Below are 20,297 nucleotides of genomic sequence, written 5' to 3' on the forward strand. Positions count from 1 at the left end.
GCCGTGATCACGGCCCCGCCCACCGGCGCTTTTCCGTACTGCCCCGCGGGCGCGGCGCACGGGCATCACGGGCACGGGCCGGCGGCCCGGGCCGCGTCCAGCGGCCACAAAGAGGCCCACAGCCCCATCTCGACGCCGTCCCGGCAGCGCCGGGCAAGCCCCCCGACGGGACGGCCACGGCCCTGGACGGCCCCAGGACGGCCCACCGTATGACCGCGCCGTCAGGGCGTTCCGGGACCTTCCGGGACCTTCCGGGGCCTTCCGGGGTCGGCTGGGCGGAGTGGCGGGTACGGGCGGTGGCCCAGGTGGTCCCGCGGGCCACCGTCAGGACTGCGGGTAGGCCGAGGTCGACGACGGCGACGCCGGGCAGGGCCGCGATGTGCTCTGCGGTGCCAGATCCGCGCAACCGATCTGCCCCATCTGCACTCCTTCGCCCGGAATCTGGTGCGAGACCGGGACGCGGTGATCACCGCACTCACGCTTCCATACAGCAACAGCCCCACCGAAGGCATCAACACGAAACCCAAGCGGATCGCACAACAGATGCACGGACGAGCAGGCTCCACCCTCCTTCACCACCGCATCCTCCTCGGATAGCAGCACACCCTGCCACCACCGAATACGAGAAGAGCCGTTCGATGAACAGACCCGATACCGCCTACACGGGCGACCAGAACGAGGAATCCGCCCCAAGGGGCCGGGGCGTGCGGGCAACCACCGTCATGTGACGGTCGATTGCCTCGCCACCGCGCGCCTAGCGTGTTCTCCCGTCAGGAACTCGATGAACAGGGGATTCCCATGGCGTGGCGCGGGGCTCGTTCCGCGACGGGGCGGGCGATGGTCGGCCGCCCCGCCGAACGCGAGGCGATCGCACGGCTGCTCGAAGCGGTGCGGGAGGGACTCAGCGGCGTCCTGGTGCTCGTGGGCGAGGCCGGGATCGGCAAGACACGGCTGCTGGACCACGCGGCGGCCGAGGCCACCGGCGTCGCGCTGACCCGGCTGGTGGGCGTCGAAGCCGAAAGGCCCCTCGGCTACGGCGCGCTGCACCGGCTCCTGCGGCCGCACCTCCACCGCGCCGACCGGCTTCCCGCCCGGCAGCAGGACGCCCTGAACGGCGCGTTCGGCCTGACCGACGCGTCACGCCCGGACCGGTACCTCGTCGGTCTGGCGACCTTGACCCTGCTGTCCGACGCGGCGTCGGAGCTGCCGATGCTGTGCCTGATCGACGACGTCCACTGGCTCGATCCCGAGTCGGCCGCAACACTGGCGTTCGTCGCCCGGCGGCTCCACGCCGACTCCCTGGGCCTGATCTTCGCGGCCAGGGACGGCCTCGGCGACCGGGGACTGTTCGACGCCCTGCCCTCCCTGCAGGTCGGCGCGCTGCCCGCCACCGACGCCCGGGAGGTACTGGCCCATGCCGCCGCCGGGCACCTGGACCCGGCCGTCGCCGACCGGATCGTGACCGGCACCGGCGGCAACCCGCTCGCCCTCGTCGAACTGGCCACACACCTGGCCGCCGAGCAACTGGCCGGAGTCGCACCCCTGCCCGAACCGCTCCCGGTGAGCAGGCTACTGGAGGAGCACTTCCGGCAGTCCGTGACCGCGCTCCCACCCGACACCCGGACGCTGCTCCTCCTCATGGCGGCAGCGCCCACCGACGACATGGCGGTGGTCCGGCACGCCGCGGGCGCGCTGGGCCTGCCGGCCGGCGCAGTGGCCGCGGCCGTCGAAGCCGGCGTGCTGGAACACGGGCCCGGCGCCGGATTCCGCCACCCGCTCATCCGGTCCTCCGTCTACGCGGCGGCTTCCGGGGACGAGCGGCGGCGGATCCACGCCGCCCTCGAAGCGGCCAGCGACCCGGCCCGCATTCCCGACCGGCGCGCCTGGCACCGTGCCGAGGCGGTCCTCGGCACCGACGACGCGGCGGCCGCGGACCTGGAGGCCGCGTCGGACCGGGCGCGGGCCAGGGGCGGCTACTCCGCCGAGGCGCTGTTCCTGTCCAGGGCGGCCGAACTCACCACCGAGCCGGCCAGACGTGCCGAGCGCTACCTCGGCGCGGCCCAGGCCCATCTGGCCTCCGGCGACCACGCCGCCGTGAACCCCCTGCTCGACCTCGCGCTTCCCGCCCTCGACCGGCCCTCCGCCCGCGCCCGTGCGCTGCGGATCCGGGCCTCGGCCGAGCTTTTCGACACCCGCAACGACCGCGTCCCCGCCATGATGCTCGACGCCGTGGCCGAACTCGGCGACGCCGATCCCCGCATGACCCGGGAGCTGCTCTACGAGGCCATGCACGCCGCCGTCATCGCCCAGAACACCCTGCACCGCACGACCTTGGCCGAGGTGGCCAAGGCCGTGATCGGCGCCTCCCACGACCAGGACGCCCCGGACTGGAGCCCCGACCGGCTGATCGAGGGCCTGGCCCTGCGTACCGCCTACGGCTACGAGAGCAGCGTCCCGGTGATCCAGGAGGCCCTGGCGGGGCTCCGCGGGTCGGCCGAACTCCACGACATGGCCAGCCCGCTCAGCATCATCGTGGGCCTCGTGGCGGGCGACGTGTGGGACATCGACGCGTACGCCGGGATCGTCGGCCGGCTCGCCGCCGAGAACCGCAGCCAGGGAGCGCTGTACAGCCTCACCCTGTCCCTGACGGTCCAGGCGTACACCGAGATCTGGAACGGGCGGCTGGCCACGGCCGACGCGCTCCTCGCCGAGGCCGACGACTTCGCCGCGGCCATCGGCCTGGCGACCCAGGGCGATCTCAACAAGGCCCTGCTGTACGCGTGGATGGGCAAGGAGAGCGAGGTGCGCGCCGTCGTCGCGACGATGGACGCCGTCGCCGCGGAGTACGGACTGGGCATGCTGCGCCAGCTGGCGCTCCACGCCCGGTGCATTCTCGCACTGGGCATGGCCCGCTACGACGAGGCGCTGCGCCACGCGCTGCCCGCCTACGAGGAGGACTTCCCGTCGGAGGGCAACCTCATGCTGCCGCTCCTCGTCGAGGCCGCCGTCCGCGCGGGCGACCGGCCCACGGCGGCCCTGGCGCTCCAGCGGCTCGAACACCGCGCGCGGCTGGCCGGGACGCCGTGGGCACTGGGGCTCCTAGCCCGCTGCCGGGCCCTGACCGAAGAGGGCGCCGACGCAGAGAAGTGGTACCGGGAGTCGATCGACCTCCTGGGCAGGGTCCCCCTGGCCGCCGAACACGCCCGGTCCCGGATGCTGTTCGGTGAGTGGCTGCGGCGGCGCAAGCGCCGCGCCGAGGCCAGGGACCACCTGCGAGCCGCGTACGAGTCCTTCGCCGCCTGGGGCGCGGCGCTGTTCGCCGAACGGGCCCGGATCGAACTCCTCGCGACCGGGGAGAAGGCGCGCCGGCGCGTACCGGAGACCAGGTCCGATCTCACGCCCCATGAACGGCACGTGGCACTGCTGGCCGCTTCGGGACTGACCAACGCCGAGATCGCCTCCCGGCTGTTCATCACGACCTCGACGGTCGAGTTCCACCTGAACAAGGTGTTCCGCAAGCTCGGCATCACCTCGCGCCGGCGGATCGCCGCGGCAATCGGTGAACCGACGACAGGCTGATCCCCGCCCGGCCGCAGCCGTCGTGGCTCCGGGCCCCGGTCGCGCGGCCGGGCGGCCGGGCGGCCGGGCGGCCGGGCGGCCGGGCCGCGATCCGGACGCAGGTGGACATGCGGCGCCATCGACCGCATGATCGATTCTTGTGAGCACCACCGACAACCGGCGTCTCGTCGGCCGCGACGACGAACTGCGATCCCTGTTCGGGCACCTGGACGCGGTCGATTCCGGAGGTCGTGCGATCGGGCTGTTCGGGGAGCCCGGGGTGGGCAAGAGCGCGCTGCAGGCGGAGGTCGTGGAGCACGCGCGATCCACCGGGTTCACGGTGCTCACCGCGCGGGGCAGCCAGTCCGAGACGCACCTCCCGTTCGCCGGCCTCCATCAACTGCTGCGGCCCCTGCTCCCCCGCGTCGACCGGCTGCCGGCCCCGCAGCGCGACGCCCTGCTCGTCTGCTTCGCCATGAGCGACTCGATCGAGGTGCAGCCGTTCTTCACCTCCTTGGCGGTCCTGGAACTGCTCGTCGACGCGGCGGAGGAGAGCCCGGTCCTGGTCTGCCTCGACGACCTGCACTGGCTGGACCAGCCGTCGACCGACGTGCTGGCCTTCGTCTGTCGCCGGATCGCCGGTGAGCGGGTGATCGTGCTGTGCACGTCGCGACCCGAGGCCCCGCCGTTCGCCGACCCACACACGATCGCGTGGACGGAGCTGGACGGCATGGACGACGCCGCGTCGGCCGAGCTGCTGGACGCACGGGCGCCGCGGCTGCCGCCGGCCGTGCGCGAGCGCGTGCTGCGGCAGGCCCGCGGCAATCCGCTCGCCCTGGTCGAGTTCGCCGGCGCGCTGGAGTCGGGGCGGTACGCGTGGACCGAGTTCGACGAGGACCTGCCCATGACCACCCGCCTGGAGCGGGCGTTCGCCGTACGGGCCGAGCACCTCGACCCGGCCGTCCGCGCCGTCCTGACCGTCGCCGCGGTCGACGACGGCGACGACCTCGACGACGTCCTCGCCGCCGCGGGCATCCTCCACGGTTCGCCGGTCGACCTCGGCACGGCTCAGCCGGCCTTCGAGCACGGGCTGCTGACCGTGACCGGCCAGCGGTACCGCATCGCCCACCCGCTGGTCGGCTCGGCCCTGCGGCAGGGCATGCCGCCGGCCGCACGCCGGGAGGCGCACGCGGCGCTCGCGCAGGTGCTGACCGGTCATCCGGACCGCGCGGTGTGGCACCGGGCCTCCTCGGTGTCGGGACGCGACGAACGGATCGCGGCCGAGCTGGAACAGGCCGCCGGGAACGCCCGGCGCCGCGGTGCGATCTCCTCGGCCGCCGCGTGGCTCGAACGGGCGGCCGCACTGAGCCCGGACCCCCGGTCGCAGGCCGCACGCCTGCTGGGCACCGCCGAACTCGGCTTCCAACTGGGCCGGTTCAGCCACGTCGAGCAGATCAAGGCCCAGGTCGCGGGGATGACGCTCCGGCACCGCGACCGGTCGCGGCTGGCGTGGCTCGAAGGCGTCTTCCACGACGGCTCCACAGGTGAACCCGCGGAAGTGCGCCACCTGGTGGACCTGGCCGGGCACGCCACCGGCGAGAGGGACGTCGACCTCGCCATGCAGCTGCTGGTCGGTGCCGCCCGGAGAGTGTGGTGGCGCGATCCCGGTCCGACACTGCGGCACGAGATCGTCCGGGCCGCGGAGCGGGTGAACCTGCCGGCGCACGACCCGCGGCTGCTGGCCCTGCACGCGCTGTGCGGATTCCACGAGCGGACGCCGATGGTGGTCGAGCAGCTCGCCCGGTGGCCGGCGGACGCCGACGGGCAACCGGAACTCGCCGGCCTGCTGGGCATCGCCGCCTTCTGCACGGGCGATTTCCGGCACGCCGTCGGCTTCCTGTCCACCCCCGTCCGCGAACTCCGCGCCCAGGGCCGCATGAGCCTGCTCGCCGAGGCGCTCGCGATCCGGGCATGGGCCGAGGTCTACCTGGGGGTCTTCGACCCGGCGCGCTCGGCGGACGAGGCCATGCGGCTCGCCGACGAGACCGGCCAGTCGCTGTGGGCCGCGACCGCGCGCATCGCCGTGGCCCTGATCGACGCGGTGCGCGAAGGCTGGGACACACGCCACACCCTGCTCTCCGAGGCCGAGCACGTGGCGCTGCGCACCCCGAACGCCGCGTCGTCCCTGCTGGCCGGCGTGCAGCTGGCGCGGGGCGCCGCTGAACTGGGCGCGAACCGGCACGAGCAGGCGTACGGCGAGCTCCGCCGCATGTTCGAGACCGCCGATCCCGCGTTCCAGCGGATGCAGCAGGTGTGGGCGCTCGGCTACCTGGCCGACGCCGCCGTCCGCACCGATCGGCGGGCCGAGGCGAGAACCGCGCTGGCCTCCGTCGAGCGGCTCGTGGGTGCCTCCCCGCCCACGGGGGCGGCCATCGCCCTGGAGTACGCGAGAGCGGTGCTGGCCGACCGCGCGTCGGCCGATTCGCTGTTCCACGCCGCCAGGGACGGCGCGGCTGCCCCGATGCCGTGGCACCGCGCCCGCATCGACCTGGCGCACGGCTCGTGGCTGCGCCGGCAGCGACGTGTCCTGGAGTCCCGTGCACCGCTGCGGGCGGCACGGTCGGCGTTCGACGCCGTCGGTGCCCGCACCTGGGCGAACCTCGCCGACCAGGAGCTGCGTGCGACGGGCGAGCGCGGGTGGCAGCCCACGTCGAACCCGCGCGAACTGCTGTCGCCGCAGGAGACCCAGATCGCCGAGCTGGCCGCGCAGGGGCTGTCCAACCGCGAGATAGGACAGCGGCTGTTCCTGTCGCACCGCACGGTCAGCTCGCACCTGTACCGCATCTTCCCCAAGCTCGGCATCGCCTCCCGGGGCCAGCTGGCCGCCGCACTGACCCGCCACGGCGATCAGCCCTCCGCCGGCTGACACCCGCCGCCCGGCGGCGGGACCGCGCGGTGCCGCACGGTCCCGCCGTTCGGTGCTCACCGGTACGTGTCGGTCAGACGGTGGCCCGGGCGGCCGCCTCGACGAGGTCCGCGACGGCTCCCGGGTGGGAGACCGACACGGCGTGCGAGGCATCCCGTACCGTCACGGTGCGGGAGTGGGCACGCTGGGCCATGGCCCGCTCCGCGGCCGGCGGGATGGCCTGGTCGGCCCCGGCGACCAGGTACCACGACGGAATGGTCCGCCAGGCCGGTGCGCCGCTGGGCGCGGCCAGCGCGCCCACGGCCACCGGGCGCTGCGCGGCCGCCATCAGGCGGGTCTCGCGGGCCGGCACGTCCGCCGCGAAGACCTTCCGGAAGGCGGCGGGGTCGATGTAGGCGTCCTGGCCGCCGCCGGGGAACGACCGCACCACCAGGGACGAGGGCAGCCGGCTGCCCGGGTACTCACTGGTGATCCCCAGGGCGCTCTCGCCCTGGTCGGGCGCGAAGGCGGCGATGTAGACCAGGGCCCTGACATTGGTGTGGCCCGCGGCGGCATCGGTGATGACCGCGCCGCCGTAGGAGTGCCCGACCAGGACGACCGGCCCGGGGATGCTGTCGAGGACGCTGGAGACGTAGGCCGAGTCACCGGCCAGGTCGCGCAGCGGGTTCGCCACGCCGAGGACGGGGTAGCCCTCGCGCTCCAGGCGGGTCACGACCCCGTTCCAGCTGGAGGAGTCGGCGAAGGCGCCGTGCACCAGTACGACCGTCGGCTTGGCCGTGTGCGCGGCGGCGGGCGCCGGGGCGTGGAAGTGCGGCACGGCCTCGGAACTCGCCGGGACGGCCAGCAGGGCCGCGGCCACCAGCGCGGGGATCACCACGCTCCTGCGTCGCAGCAGGGCCCGTCCCGACGGCACCGGCAGGGTGTACTTCATGTCGGCTTCCCTTCTGGATGTCGGCAACTTATGGGGCGTCACAACGTCGGCGGCGGCCCGGTGACGCGCAGCTTGAAGGCCTCGGCCGAGCCCACGATCGACGCCAGGTCGAAGGCCGGCGGAATGTCCCTGGCGTCGGTCACCGGGACACCGTTGACCCTGAACCACTCCTCGATGCCGGCCGGGCTGAAGACGACGGCGAGCCGCGCGCCCTCGGAACGGACCAGGTAGCTGTGCGGCACGCCGCGCGGGCCGAAGGCGACCTGCCCGGGGATCAGGTCGTGGCGCTTGTCGCCGACAAAGAAGGACACCTCGCCGTCCAGCACGAACCAGAGCTCTTCCTCGTTCTCGTGCACGTGGTGCGGCGGCGCGTGGCCTATCGGGTCGGAGAACTCCATCAGGCTCATCGCGTCGCCGGTCGCCCGGCCCGGGAGCAGGATCCTGGCCTGCCCGCCGAGGAACCAGAACGGCTCGGTGTCGGTTGTGGCTTCGAAGCCGGGGAAACTCTTGATCACGATCGCTGCTCCAGAGGCGAGGCGGGGCGGTCGAGGAAACCGAGCAGCATGGCGGTCAGTTCCTCGGGGTGTTCTTCGTAGATCCAGTGACCGGAGTCGGGGATGGTCACCGCGGTGACGTCGGAGGCGTACCGCGCGACCTGTTCGCCCTCGGCGTCGCCGAGGCTGCCCGAGGCGCCGATCGCCAGCACGGGCATCCGCAGCAGGGTCTTCGCGAACTCCTCGTTGTCGCGGATGTCCTGCGGGAACACCCGGAACCAGGCGAGGCTCGCCTCGAGGTGGGCGGGGTCGCGCAGGTAGTGCGCGTACACCCGGATGTCGGCCGGGCTCACCGCTCCCCGGACGCCCTCGAACCCGCCGATGAATCCGGCGGTCCAGGCGACCTCCCGGCCCCTGATCATGTTCTCCGGCAGGCCGTCGGTCAGGTTGAAGAAGCCGAAGTTCCAGACGCCGGGCCCCTGTTCGGTCAGCGAGGGGATCGAGTAGATGCTCTTGTCCGGGATCGGCGCCTCGCTGAGGACCAGCTTCTTCACCGTCGCCGGGTACTGCGCGGCGTAGGAGTAGGCGACCATCGTTCCGATGTCGTGGCCGACGATCCGCACGTCACCGGCTCTGCCGAGGGACACCAGCAGCGCGTGCAGCTCGGTGGCCATCGTCTTCTTGTCGTAGCCGGAGGGCGGGGCGTCGCTCTGCCCGGCGCCGGGCAGATCGGGGGCGACGACCGTGTAGTGCGCGGCGAGTGCGGGCATGATGCCGTGCCACTCGTACCAGGTCTGCGGGTAGCCGTGGACGAGCAGCAACGTCGGCCCGTGGCCGCCGATGACGTAGTGCAGGCCGATACCGGCGACGCGGGTCTTGTGCTCGCTGAACCCCGCGGGCAACCGCTCGCCGGCGGACGAGGCCGACGCGGGGGCCGCGTTCGTGGTGAACGTCGTCACCCCCAGGGCGACGGCCACGGCGAGGGCCGCGCCGAGCAGGCGGCGGTTTCGGCGCGGGTTACCGCGCTCGCTTCCGCGTGGGTTTCCGGGCAGGTGGAATCTCACTTGGGCTCCAGAATCATCAGAGGGTGTCGGTCATGCCGCCGTCGATGAGGAAGTCGGCGCCGGTGACGTTGCCCGAGCGCCGGCCGGCCAGGAACACGACCAGGTCGGCCACTTCGGAGGGCAGGGTGAACCGCCCGGTGACCGCCTCGGCCGCGGCGGTGTCGGCGACGGCGTGCGGATCCAGGCCCAGGTTCGCGCCGACGGTCGCGGCCACCCCGTCCGCGCCCCGCCACAGCGCGGTCTCGACCGGCCCCGGGCTCACCGAGTTGACGCGCACGCCCTGCGGACCCACCTGCTTGGACAGCGCCTTGCAGAAGTTGGACAGGGCGGCCTTGGCGACGCTGTAGTCGATGACCAGCGGATCGGGAAGCCGGGCGTTGACCGAGGATACGGTGACGATCCGGCCGTCCCCGGTGTCGATGAGATGCGGCAGCGCGCTGCGGGTGGTGCGCACCGCGGCCATGAAGTTCACCGTGAACGTCCAGTCCCAGTCGGCGTCGGTCATGGCCAGGAAGCCCTCGACCCGCGGCCGCACCGCGCCGACGTTGTTCACCAGGACATCGAGCCCGCCGTGCAGCTCCACAGCGGCGGCCACCAGCGCGCCCGGACCGTCGGGAGTGGCCAGGTCGACCTCGACGACGGTGAGCTCCGCCCCCTGCTCGATCAGGTCGTCGAGTTCCTCCGTGCGCCTCCTGGTCCCGGCGACGACCCGGGCCCCGGCCCTGAGAAGGCCCTGCGTGATCGCCAGGCCGATGCCCCGGCCGGCGCCGGTGACCACCGCCCGCTGCCCCTCCAGGCCGAGGTCGTGGGAAGGAGGGGTCACCGCGAGCCCTCCAGGCCCTGCCGCCGCAGCCAGGACAGCGCCTCGTCCGCGATCTCGCGCCAGCCGCTGTCGATGGTCAGCGAGTGCCCGCGGTCGGGGAACGCCATGAAGTCGGTGACCGCCTCGGAGTGCCGGTACTGCTTGAGCGTGGCGCGGGTGACGGCCTCCGGGACGGTGTGGTCCTTGCCGCCGGACATCAGCAGCAGCGGGCCGCGCCCGGAGTTCCCGGTGTCGACCTTGGCCGGCGAGTGCGGGTTGAAGTTCGCCGCGGCGGCCTCGAACAGCGGCTTGCCCGGTGCGGGGATGGTCCACTGCGCGAACAGGGCGTCCGACTCCTCCTCGCTCACGGCGTTGCCGAACGCGAAGCGGAACTGCTCGGCGCTCAGGGACACCGCGCGGTGCTTGTTCGCCGGGTTCTTGAACACCGGCAGCGTCGACCGCAGCGCCGACAGCGGCAGCGGCAGGACCCCCTTGATCTGCGCCGCGTCGATGGCCACCGCGGCCGCGGCCAGGTCCTGGCCGAGCAGCTTCTGGGCGATCATGCCGCCGAAGGAGTGGCCGATGAGGATGGGCAGCGTGTCCAGGCCGCGGATGACGGACGCGTAGTGCTCGACGACGTCGTCGATGCCGTGGTCGGCGATGCTCTCGGGGTTCTGCCGGGCCTCCTCCACGGTGTCGGGGTCGCCGGGCCAGCCGGGCGCGGACGGGGCGTAGCCCTCGTCGCCGAACAGGTCGATCCACGGCTGCCAGGACGTGCTGTGCAGCCACAGGCCGTGGATGAAGAGGACGGGTGTGGGACTGGTCATGGCCGTCGGGCCTTTCTCGCGAGCGGAATTGATGGGTGGGCGGGCCCAGTCGGGACCGGGCGGAGGATCGGGAGCGAAGGTCGGGGCCCGAGTCAGGGGCCCGAGTCAGGGGCCCGAGTCAGGGGCCGGCGTCAGGGACGGGTGCCGAACGGGCCCAGCGTCCCGGCGTCGATGCGGAAGGACTCGACCAGGGCCGCCGCGTTGTCGAGCGTGAACACGTCCGCGGCCGCGAGGACCCCGGTGTACTTCGCGGCGACCGGTGCGGCGGCCTGCGCCGCCACCGCGTCGAGATAGGTCTTGAAGATCGCCCACGAGTTGCCCTGCGGGCCGTACTTGTCGAAGTAGGGCGTGGGGTCCAGGTTCATGGCGGCCCGGGTGGAGGCTTCGAGGTCGGCCATGTAGGCGCGCTGGAGGTCGCCGTCCGCGCGCACGCCGAGCCGGCCGAGGTGACCGCCGACCAGGGTCCGCCACGGGTACCCCATGGCGATGTCCTGCGCCCGCAGCCAGGCCGGGATGTCCTGGGAGACCGCCAGGTTCTTGAACGGCACCCAGCCCGGATACAGGATGTCGACGACCATCAGCGTCCTGTGCTCCGGCGCGTGGACGAAGATGTTGTCCGGGGAGTGGTTCGGGCCGTGGTAGGCCAACTCCAGCCGCTCCCCGCCGACGTGCAGTGTGTAGCGGTCCTCGAAGGTGACGGTCGGCGCCGGGCGGTTCGGGTCGGCGGCGCGCAGCAGCAGGCGCCGGCACTCGGCATGTCCGATGCGCACGACGTCCTTGCCGAAGATCGACGAGGCGCCCACGTGGTCGGCGTGCGAGTGCGAGTGGACGAGGTGGGTCACCTTTGCCGGACGGCCGTTGGCCCGTGTCACCTCCGCAATCGCCCGCAGCAGGTTGTGGCCGATGGTCGGAGGGGCGTCGACCAGGACGACGCCTTCCCTGGTGCTGAGGAACATCGCCTGGTAGAAGCCGTCGGTCACCCAGTACAGGTGTCCGTCGATCCGGCCCACGAAGTAGCCCGCGTCGTTGATTCTCGGCCCGGTCGCGGCGGGCGGGACGGGCGCGAAATCAGGAAGCCCGGGGGTGTCGGCCGCGGCGGCCGCCGTGCCCCCCAGGGCCCCGCCGGCGAGCGCGGCGGCCGCGGGCAGCACGGCCGCCGTGCGCAGCAGGGAGCGGCGGTTCGCCGCGGCATCCCAGAATGTCGTCTTCATGACCGGCCTTTCAGGATCAGGCGATCGCGGCGGACGTCTCCCCGGCCGGGCCTGGGGCTCGGCAACGACATCGATGTCAGCGGAGTTCCTCGCGATCATGTGCACGACCGCCAGGACACCACCGGGCCGGGTCCCTTCGAATCGAGGAAAGACCCCTGTCCCGGAACGCCCCGGCCGCTCGGCACGGCCTGGGGACCGGCCCCGGTGCGAAGCCGGGATGTGCCGTGGCGAAGTCCCCTCCGGGGCGTACCCGCGGCGACGTGAGGTGGGCGATGCCTCGTGCGAGGCAGCCGGCCCCGGCCGTACGCCACCTGCTGGACCTCCGCACCGCTCAACATCGATGACCCGCTAAAGTCAGGCCGCGCGAAAGGGTGTCGCCGTAGAGCGGCAAGCATCCGGCGGGGAGAGCCAAGTGGTGTGCCGATGATGCGGGGCAATGTCGCCCACTGTTACTGCGTCAAGATCAAGGAGATCCAGCCGGAGTGTCCGAGATCGAGGAAGTGCAGGCGGCCTGGGGGCGGATCGTGCGCTGGCTCGGGGTCAACGCGCCGTCCACGAAAGAGGCGCTGCGCGGTCCGGCGACGGACGAGGACATCGCGGGTCTGCGCGACGCGCTGGGGTACGAGGTGCCGGACGTGCTCGAAGTCCTGCTGCGGGCGAACAACGGCAGCGGCGCGAAGGACACCACGCAGACCCTCCCCAACGGGCGCGTTGTACCGTTCAATCACCTGGATTCGGTGATCTTCCCGTTCAGCAAGGTGTACCTGGGGTGCGAGGAGATCATCGCGACCCGCGCCCGGCTACTGGACCTGGCACAGGAAGCCGAGGGCTACTGGCAGCCCCACTTGATCCCGGTCCTCTGGGACTTCGAAGGCGCCTACTACGGTTGTGCCCTGGACGCTTCAGGGTCCTCCGGAATCGGTGTGCTCCACTATGCCGAAGCAAGCCCGAACGAAACCGATCCGAAGGATTCCCTGGGCGAGCTGCTGACGTCGTTCGCCGACGGATTTGAGCGTGGCCACTGGGATGTGCAGCGCCCACAGGTGGTGAACGGGTCTCTCAGGTGGCGGGAGGAGTGACATCCGTTCCACGCAGGCAGCCACACACTGTGGAATCAACGCGACCAGCGCGTTCCCGGGTTCACGCCGGCGACCCGGCCGCCGGCGTTCAGGGCGGCGTCAGCAAGGGTGCCCATCAGGCCGAGTCGTCCGCCGCCGTAGAGCAGGTGGATGCCGCATGCCCGACCGGACGTTGGCTGTCGCTCAGCAGATCGCAGGGTCGTCGGCCCGCGCAGGTACGGCACACCGACGCAGGACCATGAGCGAGTCTTCCAAGGCCGCCACCATGGCAAAGGGAAAACGGTCGAGCTCAAGGCAGAGTGCAACGTCGTCAGGATGCACTCCCTGACGGACCCCCTCCGCAAGCTCGGCAGCGGCGCGCGACTCGGCAGCTCGGCGGAGGAACACGGAAGCGTCCGCCTCGGCGTCGGCCGACCTGCAAGCGATGTATTCAGCACACGCCACATCTTCATCGGCCTGTCCGTCTTCGCCCGTGACCACGAACGTGACGCTGTCGCTCCCGCGTGCCCGCAAGAACCGGGCGGTCGCCTCCGCCACGACGAAGCCGGCGCACAGCACGAGCGGTGCGTCCTTGACGGCAAGCGCGCCGACCGTCCCTGCGGTGGTCTTCTGCACAACGGTCCGTCCGCGAAGGTCAGCAGTCCGCAGCATGCCCGGAGAGTTGACCATGTCGAACCCAGCCGCGGGCGGACCGTCTTTGAGTGCCATCCAATCCGGGTGGCGGGTCTTCAGCGCCAGAGCGTCGTCCAGTGACTCGGAAAGAACGATCTTTTCCGCCCCCTGGGCAAAGGCCCAGGCAGCCACGGTGAAAGCACGCATGACGTCGACCACGACGGCCACGGACGGGGCCTCGACCAGCTCAGCGATACCAACGAATCGAGCGTCCATTCCAATCACGCCGGCGCAGTCTACTCAGGCCGCTGGACCGGGGCCGGGGCCGGCGCGAGGAATGCAGCGACCGCCCGTCCTCCGCCGCTTGTGTAATCCGGGTCGGTGTCCGGCTCAGTCCCTGTCGGCGGTGCCCGGAAGCCCAACCCGGCTTCCGGGCACCGACGTCGTGCCGTTATGAGGTGCTACGGGCCAGCCGGAGCGTCACCAGCTGGAAGGGTCGCAGCAGGAGTTCCACGGCGCCGTCGACCAACTCCGGGCTGGCCACGCCGGCCAGCGGTCGCTCCAGCAGGTCGGTCACGGTGACATCGGCCGCAGCGAAGTCCGGCCGCAGCCGTGCGGTCACCCTCCCGCCCCGCGACTCGTACACCCGGACGATCACATCGCCGCTCTCGTCGTCCGCGAGCTTGACCGCGCTCACGACCACCGCGTCGTTGTCCACGGTGACCAGGGGCTCAACCGCCACGGTGCCCGCCACGCGGCGCTCGGGGATGTTGATGCCGTAGCCCTCGGCGACGGCGTCGCCGATCGAGGCCCCGGGCACCAAGGCGTGGCGGAAGCGGTGCACACCCTGGTCGGTCTCCGGGTCGGGGAAGCGTGGCGCGCGCAGCAGCGAGACGCGCACGGTGGTGGTGGTCCCGCCGTCCTCGGTTCGTACGGTGCGTGTCACGTCGTGCCCGTAGGTGGAGTCGTTGACCAGGGCGACCCCCCAGCCCGGCTCCTCGACATGGACGAAACGGTGGTTGCACGCCTCGAACTTGGCCGCGTCCCAGCTGGTGTTGGTGTGGGTGGACCGGAAGACGTGTCCGAACTGGGTCTCGGAGGCGTATCGCTCGGCGTGGACGTCCAGCGGGAAGGCGGCCTTGAGGAACTTCTCCGTCTCCTGCCAGTCCACCTCGGTGTCGATGTCGAGGCGCTTGGCGCCAGGCGCCAGGGACAGCACCTGAGTGACGGTGGAGGAGCCGAAGCGGCGGACCACTCGTACCGACGCGGTGCCGTCGCCGGCTGGGACCAGCTCGTCCAGGTCGGTCAGGTCGGTGACGGTGTTGCGGTAGAACTCGTCGACGTCCCAGGCATCCCACTGGTTGGGGAAGTCGGGGTGGAGCTGCAGCAGGTTGGCCGCCGTTCCGGGGGCCACGGCCTCGCGGCGTGCGCTGTGGTCGAACGCGGAGACGACCAGGCCGCGTCCGTCGATCTCCACCCGCAGCAGGCCGTTGTCGAGGACGAATCCGCCGCCGTCGCGGGGAAGCGGTGCCGTGGCCGCAGCCGGGGTCACGGAGGCGGCGCCGCCGGCGGGCACGCCTGCACGGGTGTGCGGCGCGGCGTTGAAGACCAGTTCGCCGCCCGTGGCCGGGCCGGCGAGGGCGCGCTGCGCGGCGTCGATGATGCCGAGCAGTTCCTCGGCGACGGCGGCGTACGTGGCGCGGGCCTCGCGGTGCACCCAGGCGATCGAGGAGCCGGGCAGGATGTCGTGGAACTGGTGCAGCAGGACCGTCTTCCAGAGCCGGTCCAGCTGCTCGTAGGGGTAGCTGAAGCCGGTCCGCACGGTGGCGGTGGCCGCCCACAGTTCGGCCTCGCGCAGCAGGTGTTCGCTGCGCCGGTTGCCCTGCTTGGTCTGGGCCTGGCTGGTCAGCGTGGCACGGTGCAGTTCGAGGTAGAGCTCGCCCACCCACACCGGCGGGTCGGGGTACTCGGCCTCGGCCTTGGTGAAGAACTCGCGGGGGGTCTCCCAGTGGACCGTCGCAGAACCGTCGAGGTCGCGCATCCGGGCGGCCTTGGCGATCATCTCGCGGGTGGTGCCGCCGCCCCCGTCTCCCCAGCCGGTCGGCGCGAGGGAGTGCCGGGCCCTGCCCTTCTCCTTGAAGTTCCGCGCGGCGTGCGCGATCTCGCTGCCCTTCATCGAGCAGTTGTAGGTGTCGACGGGCGGGAAGTGGGTGAAGATCCGCGTGCCGTCGATGCCTTCCCAGGTGAAGGTGTGGTGCGGGAACTTGTTGATGGTGCTCCAGGAGATCTTCTGGGTGAGCAGCCACTTGGACCCGGCGGCCTTGATGATCTGAGGGAGGCCGGCGGCGAAGCCGAAGGTATCGGGCAGCCACGCCTCCTCGTTCTCGATGCCGAATTCCTCGAGGAAGAAGCGCTTGCCGTGCACGAACTGGCGGGCCATCGCCTCGGAGCCGGGCATGTTCGTGTCGGACTCCACCCACATGCCGCCCGCCGGTACGAAGCGTCCCTCCGCGACGGCCTTCTTGACCTTCGCGTAGACCTCGGGGCGGTGCTCCTTGATCCATGCGTACTGCTGGGCCTGGGACATGGTGTAGATGAAGTCGCCTTCGTCCTCGAGCAGGGCGGTCATGTTCGACGTCGTGCGGGCGACCTTCCGCACGGTCTCGCGCAGCGGCCACAGCCAGGCGGAGTCGATGTGTGCGTGCCCGACCGCGCTGATGCGGTGCGCGGTGGGCCGCGCGGGTACCGCGAGCACGTCTGCCAGCCGCTCGCGGGCGGCGGCCGCGGTGCTGTTGACGTCCTGCAGGTCGACGGCGTCCAGGGCGCGGCTGACGGCGCGCAGGATGTCGTGGCGGCGGTCGGAGTCCTCCGGGAGCTCGGCCATGAGCTCGCCGAGCACCTCCAGGTCCTGCACCAGCTCCCAGACGGTCTCGTCGAGAACGGCCAGGTCCATGCGGGTCAGGGTGTACTGGGGGTCGTCGCCGGCGGTGTCCTTGTCGCCGAGCTGCGTCGGCAGGAAGGGGTGGTAGTCGAGCAGGACCGGGTTGGAGGCCGCCTCGATGTGGAGCAGCACCTTCTCACCGCCCGTGGCCGGGGCGGCGATCCGCACCCACTGGTTGCGGGGGTTGAGGCCCTTCACCGGGCTGCCGTCGGGCCGGTAGACCAGGCCCTCGCACTGGAAACCGGGCATGTTCTCGTCGAAGCCGAGGTCCAGGACCGCCTCGACGGTCCGCCCGGCCCACGCCTCGGGGACGGTTCCGGAGACACGGAACCAGCTGGTGCCCCAGGGGGCGCCCCAGCGGTCGCCGACGGCGATCGGCTCGACGGGGGCGGTCAGGCCCTCGGTGACCGGTACCGGCTCTCCCGGTGCGGTCCAGACGGCGACCTCGAGCGGTGTCGACTCCGGGTAGAGGGCGGGCCGGATGCGTTCTTCGAGGACGCGCTTGAGGCGGGCCTCGACCAGCTTGCGGTCGTCGTGCATGGGGTGGCTCCTGTGCGGGTGGGGCGGAAGGGTGGACGGTACGGGGGGCGGGCCGCGGGTCAGCGCACCTGGCCGGGCCGGACGACCTCGGTGATCCCGCGTGCGGCGAGGTGGGCGGCGTCGTCGGCACGGGAGGCGAGCACGGCGGCAGGGCGGACACCGTCGGCGGTGAGCCGGACGAACGCCTCGTAGAACGCGCCTCCGGGCGCGCATACGGAGCGGTCGGGGGCCGTCTCGTCGTCGCCGACGTCGACGGCGAGCGCGGTGGTGCGGGTCACCGGCGGCCGGTGCGGTTCGGCACGGCGCTCCCCCACGATCCTCCGGATCGCCTCGCCGGCCGGCTTGACCTTGCCCTCCGTGGTCAGCAGGCCGAGGGAGTACTCGAGTTCGGGGAAGTCGGCGAGGTCCCGGGAGACATCGTGCGAACACCACCAGGTGATGCCCCACACGTCCTCGCAGTCCAGGGCGTTCGCGACGGTGGCCTCGGTGAAGTCGGCGGCGTGCTCGGCCGGTATCAGGGGCGCGGGCGCGCCGACCTCCTGGAGCCAGACCGGGCGGTGCGGGTCGCCGGCCCATGCCTTGGACAGCTCGATGAGGTAGGCGGCGTGGTGTTCGGTGGCCGTTCCGGTGCGGCCGTGCCGCTGGGCCGTGCCGTTGAAGACCCACGAGTGCACGGCGGTCATCGCCCCCAGGTTCGCCGCGTGCGCGGGGGTGAAGGGGTGCCCGTCCAGGTACCAGGCGGCGTCGTAGGCGGCGTGCAGGTGCTGCCTGCCGGGGGCGGCGTCCTCGCATGCGGCGAGCACGGTCCGCAGCCAGGCGGCCGCCTGGGCCGGGGTGATCGGGTCGGGGTCGGGATGGGGCGGCCCGGAGAACTGGTTGATCTCGTTGCCGATGGTCATGCCGATGAAGTTGGGCAGGCTGTCCAGGGCGGCGGCCAGCGTGCTCAGGTAGGCGGTCTGGCCGGCGACGACGTCGGGGTCGGTGAAGATGTTGCGCCGGTGCCAGGTCTGGGTCCAGGAGGGCAGGAAGTCGAAGCTGGACAGGTGTCCCTGCAGTCCGTCCACGTTGACGTCGAGCCCGCGTTCGCCGGCGGCCTCGGCGAGCGCGACGAGCTGCTCGACGGCCCGGGACCGGATCAGGGAGCGGTTGGGCTGGAAGACCGGCCACAGCGGGAAGACCCGGACATGGTCCAGACCGAGGTCCGCGATCCCGTCGAGGTCCCTGCGCACCGCATCGAGGTCGAAGTCGAGCCAGTGGTGGAACCACCCCTGGCTGGGGGTGTAGTTGACGCCGAAGCGCGGTCCTTGAACGGGCATCGGAACGGGTGTCCTGACTCTTGTGGGGCCTGCTCCGCCGGGGCGGGGCAGTCGGATGGGGCGGTGCCGGTGTGTAGCTGCGAGGGCCGTACGGTCAGCCCTTGACGGCTCCCTCCCCGACGCCGCGGAAGAAGTACCGCTGCAGAGCGCCGAAGAGCACGATCAGGGGGGCCACCGCGATGATGGTCCCGGCGGCCACCAGGCGCTCGTCGTTGGCGAAGGTGCCGTGCAGGTAGTTCAGACCGACCGTCAGCGTGTACTTCGAGGGGTCGCTCAGCACCACCAGCGGCCACAGGAAGTCGTCCCAGGCGCCCATGAAGGCGAAGATCGCCACGACGGCCAGGGTGCCCCGAGCGGACGGCAGAGCGATCCGCCAGAAGCGCTGCCAGACGTTGGCGCCGTCCATGTACGCGGCCTCCTCCACCTCGTCGGGCAGGTTGCGGAACGCGTTGCGCATCAGCAGCACGTTCAGCGCGCCAACGGAGCCGGGGAGCAACACGCCGATCAGGGTGTTGTTCAGGCCGAGGTCACGTACGAAGGTGAACTGGGCGATGATCAGGCCCTCCACGGGCACCAGCATCGCCAGCACGAACGCCAGGAGGAGCGCGCGCCGTCCGCGGTGCTGCAGCCGGGCCAGGGCGTAGCCCGCGAGGGCAGCGCCGACGCAGTTGGTGACGACGCTGGACACCGCCACGGTGAGCGAGTTGAGCGCATAGTCCCACACCGGGATGGTGTCGGAGACGCGTCCGAAGTTGTGCAGCGTGGGCTGCTGCGGCAGGAACGAGGGCGGCGTGCTGAAGATGTCCTCGTGCGGGCCCTTCAGCGAGGTCGACAGCTGCCACAGGAACGGCCCGATGGTGATGGCGAGGACGGCGAGCAGCAGCAGGTAGCGCAGGACGAGTTCGGGGATCCGCACACGGCGGCCGTCGGCGTCCAGCACTCCGCGCCGCGGCCGGCGCCGGACGGCCGGCGTGCCGGCGGGAGCGGTCGGGGTTTCGGTGGCGATGGTCACGCATCCTCCTTCCGGTCGGCGCGCAGGGTAAGCAGCATCAGCGCGACCACGACCACGAAGATGACGACGGAGATGGCCGACGAGTATCCGACCCGCCCGGTCAGTCCGGTGCCGGTGCGCTGGACGAGCATCACCAGCGTGGTGTCCTCACCGGCGGGGCCGCCGTTCGGCCCGGCGAGGACGTACACCTCGGTGAAGACCTTGAACGCGGAGACCGCGGACAGTGCCGCGACCAGCACCATGGTGGAGCGGACGGCCGGGATGGTGACGGTGAGGAACCGGCGCAGGGCTCCCGCGCCGTCGACCGCGGCCGCCTCGTGCAGCTCGCGCGGGACGTCGGCGAGCGCCGCCAGGTAGATGATCATGTAGTAGCCCAGACCCTTCCAGATGGTCAGAGCCATGGCACTCAGCAACAGGGTCCACTGCTCGCCCAGGAAGTTGACCGGGCTCCCGCCCACCGCCGTGACGATGGAGTTGAGCAGGCCGCGGTCGTCGAGCAGCCACACCCAGATCAGGCCGACCACGACCACGGAGGCGACGACGGGCGTGTAGAAGGCGGCGCGGAAGAAGGCGATGCCGGGGATGCGCCGCTGCACGAGCAGGGCCAGCAGCAGCGGCAGGATGACCAGCGCCGGGACCACACCCGCCACGTACAGGGAGCTGTTGCGCAGCCCGATCCAGAACGCGTCGTCGTGGAGCAGGGCTCGGTAGTTCTCGAACCCGACGTAGCTGCCGCCGACGAGCGTCCGGCGGTCGGTCAGCGAGTTGTACAGGGTGCTGCAGAACGGCCAGAGGCTGAACGCGCACACCACGATCAGGCCCGGCGCGGCGAACAGCCACGGGCTCCACCAGCGGTGGCGGCGGATCCCGCGGGGGCGCGGCCGTCCGGAGCCGGAGCACCCGGCGGCCCCCGGCCCCGCGCCCCCCGCGCAGCCGCCCCCGGGGGGGGGGGTACGGATTTGGGAAGACCGGGAACACAAGGGG

General features: G+C 72.0%; 14 protein-coding genes and 1 pseudogene. 4 read left to right on the plus strand and 11 right to left on the minus strand.

Annotated features, from left to right (window positions below):
• Nucleotides 1-393: 393 nt before the first annotated feature.
• The 3 genes and pseudogenes from ACFW3D_RS38735 to ACFW3D_RS38745 all read left to right on the plus strand — a co-directional run.
• Nucleotides 394-597, plus strand: a pseudogene (locus tag ACFW3D_RS38735) (transposase); the annotation flags it as partial.
• A gap of 201 nt (nucleotides 598-798) precedes the next feature.
• The gene (locus ACFW3D_RS38740; RefSeq protein ID WP_500512763.1) at nucleotides 799-3,579 is read left to right on the plus strand and encodes a helix-turn-helix transcriptional regulator; all 2,781 of its coding nucleotides are present in this window, start codon (nucleotides 799-801) and stop codon (nucleotides 3,577-3,579) included.
• A 139-nt stretch (nucleotides 3,580-3,718) separates the two neighbouring features.
• Nucleotides 3,719-6,484, plus strand: coding sequence for an ATP-binding protein (locus ACFW3D_RS38745; protein ID WP_500512765.1), 2,766 nt, complete (start codon nucleotides 3,719-3,721; stop codon nucleotides 6,482-6,484).
• Nucleotides 6,485-6,557: 73 nt separating this feature from the next.
• Here the strand turns inward: ACFW3D_RS38745 and ACFW3D_RS38750 are convergent, their stop codons facing one another.
• The 6 genes from ACFW3D_RS38750 to ACFW3D_RS38775 all read right to left on the minus strand — a co-directional run bounded on the left by ACFW3D_RS38750 (nucleotide 6,558) and on the right by ACFW3D_RS38775 (nucleotide 11,813).
• A complete protein-coding gene (locus ACFW3D_RS38750) occupies nucleotides 6,558-7,415 on the minus strand; it encodes an alpha/beta fold hydrolase (protein ID WP_500512767.1) in 858 nt (285 codons plus the stop codon).
• A gap of 38 nt (nucleotides 7,416-7,453) precedes the next feature.
• Nucleotides 7,454-7,930, minus strand: coding sequence for a cupin domain-containing protein (locus ACFW3D_RS38755; RefSeq protein ID WP_375817558.1), 477 nt, complete (start codon nucleotides 7,928-7,930; stop codon nucleotides 7,454-7,456).
• Nucleotides 7,927-8,973: an alpha/beta fold hydrolase gene (locus tag ACFW3D_RS38760; RefSeq protein WP_500512769.1), complete on the minus strand. Its 1,047-nt coding sequence runs from the start codon at nucleotides 8,971-8,973 to the stop codon at nucleotides 7,927-7,929. The genes ACFW3D_RS38755 and ACFW3D_RS38760 overlap by 4 nt, the downstream gene beginning before the upstream one ends.
• Before the next feature lie 16 nt (nucleotides 8,974-8,989).
• Nucleotides 8,990-9,796, minus strand: a complete 807-nt coding sequence (locus tag ACFW3D_RS38765) for an SDR family NAD(P)-dependent oxidoreductase (RefSeq protein WP_500512771.1) — start codon at nucleotides 9,794-9,796, stop codon at nucleotides 8,990-8,992.
• Nucleotides 9,793-10,602: an alpha/beta hydrolase gene (locus ACFW3D_RS38770; RefSeq protein ID WP_500512773.1), complete on the minus strand. Its 810-nt coding sequence runs from the start codon at nucleotides 10,600-10,602 to the stop codon at nucleotides 9,793-9,795. The genes ACFW3D_RS38765 and ACFW3D_RS38770 overlap by 4 nt, the downstream gene beginning before the upstream one ends.
• 131 nt (nucleotides 10,603-10,733) lie before the next feature.
• Complete coding sequence (locus tag ACFW3D_RS38775) at nucleotides 10,734-11,813, minus strand: MBL fold metallo-hydrolase (RefSeq protein WP_500512775.1); 1,080 nt, start codon at nucleotides 11,811-11,813, stop codon at nucleotides 10,734-10,736.
• A 482-nt stretch (nucleotides 11,814-12,295) separates the two neighbouring features.
• Here ACFW3D_RS38775 and ACFW3D_RS38780 point away from each other — a divergent pair, with 482 nt between their 5' ends.
• Nucleotides 12,296-12,892, plus strand: coding sequence for an SMI1/KNR4 family protein (locus ACFW3D_RS38780; RefSeq protein WP_500512777.1), 597 nt, complete (start codon nucleotides 12,296-12,298; stop codon nucleotides 12,890-12,892).
• Between the two features lie 183 nt (nucleotides 12,893-13,075).
• On the opposite strand, the gene ACFW3D_RS38785 is transcribed toward ACFW3D_RS38780, so the two are convergent.
• The 5 genes from ACFW3D_RS38785 to ACFW3D_RS38805 all read right to left on the minus strand — a co-directional run bounded on the left by ACFW3D_RS38785 (nucleotide 13,076) and on the right by ACFW3D_RS38805 (nucleotide 20,179).
• Nucleotides 13,076-13,780: a 2-phosphosulfolactate phosphatase gene (locus ACFW3D_RS38785; protein WP_500512789.1), complete on the minus strand. Its 705-nt coding sequence runs from the start codon at nucleotides 13,778-13,780 to the stop codon at nucleotides 13,076-13,078.
• A 175-nt stretch (nucleotides 13,781-13,955) separates the two neighbouring features.
• Entirely contained in the window at nucleotides 13,956-16,985 is a 3,030-nt protein-coding gene (locus ACFW3D_RS38790) for an alpha-mannosidase (RefSeq protein ID WP_500512779.1), read from the minus strand.
• Nucleotides 16,986-17,044: 59 nt separating this feature from the next.
• Complete coding sequence (locus ACFW3D_RS38795) at nucleotides 17,045-18,301, minus strand: glycoside hydrolase 5 family protein (RefSeq protein ID WP_500512781.1); 1,257 nt, start codon at nucleotides 18,299-18,301, stop codon at nucleotides 17,045-17,047.
• 94 nt (nucleotides 18,302-18,395) lie between these two features.
• Nucleotides 18,396-19,313, minus strand: a complete 918-nt coding sequence (locus ACFW3D_RS38800) for a carbohydrate ABC transporter permease (protein ID WP_500512783.1) — start codon at nucleotides 19,311-19,313, stop codon at nucleotides 18,396-18,398.
• On the minus strand, nucleotides 19,310-20,179 hold the full coding sequence (locus ACFW3D_RS38805; protein ID WP_500512791.1) for a carbohydrate ABC transporter permease: 870 nt from the start codon (nucleotides 20,177-20,179) through the stop codon (nucleotides 19,310-19,312). Before ACFW3D_RS38805 ends, ACFW3D_RS38800 begins: the two co-directional genes overlap by 4 nt.
• Between the last annotated feature and the right edge of the window lie 118 nt (nucleotides 20,180-20,297).

Origin of the sequence: Streptomyces sp. NPDC058864 (assembly GCF_042742985.1) — a bacterium.
Taxonomy (GTDB): domain Bacteria; phylum Actinomycetota; class Actinomycetes; order Streptomycetales; family Streptomycetaceae; genus Actinacidiphila.

Excerpts from the sequence above, each read along its gene's own strand:
- ACFW3D_RS38750 (WP_500512767.1), bottom strand. The coding sequence starts at position 7,415 with ATGAAGTACACCCTGCCGGTGCCGTCGGGACGGGCCCTGCTGCGACGC.
- ACFW3D_RS38770 (WP_500512773.1), bottom strand. The coding sequence starts at position 10,602 with ATGACCAGTCCCACACCCGTCCTCTTCATCCACGGCCTGTGGCTGCAC.
- ACFW3D_RS38775 (WP_500512775.1), bottom strand. The coding sequence starts at position 11,813 with ATGAAGACGACATTCTGGGATGCCGCGGCGAACCGCCGCTCCCTGCTG.
- ACFW3D_RS38790 (WP_500512779.1), bottom strand. The coding sequence starts at position 16,985 with ATGCACGACGACCGCAAGCTGGTCGAGGCCCGCCTCAAGCGCGTCCTC.
- ACFW3D_RS38740 (WP_500512763.1), top strand. The coding sequence starts at position 799 with ATGGCGTGGCGCGGGGCTCGTTCCGCGACGGGGCGGGCGATGGTCGGC.
- ACFW3D_RS38785 (WP_500512789.1), bottom strand. The coding sequence starts at position 13,780 with ATGGACGCTCGATTCGTTGGTATCGCTGAGCTGGTCGAGGCCCCGTCC.
- ACFW3D_RS38795 (WP_500512781.1), bottom strand. The coding sequence starts at position 18,301 with ATGCCCGTTCAAGGACCGCGCTTCGGCGTCAACTACACCCCCAGCCAG.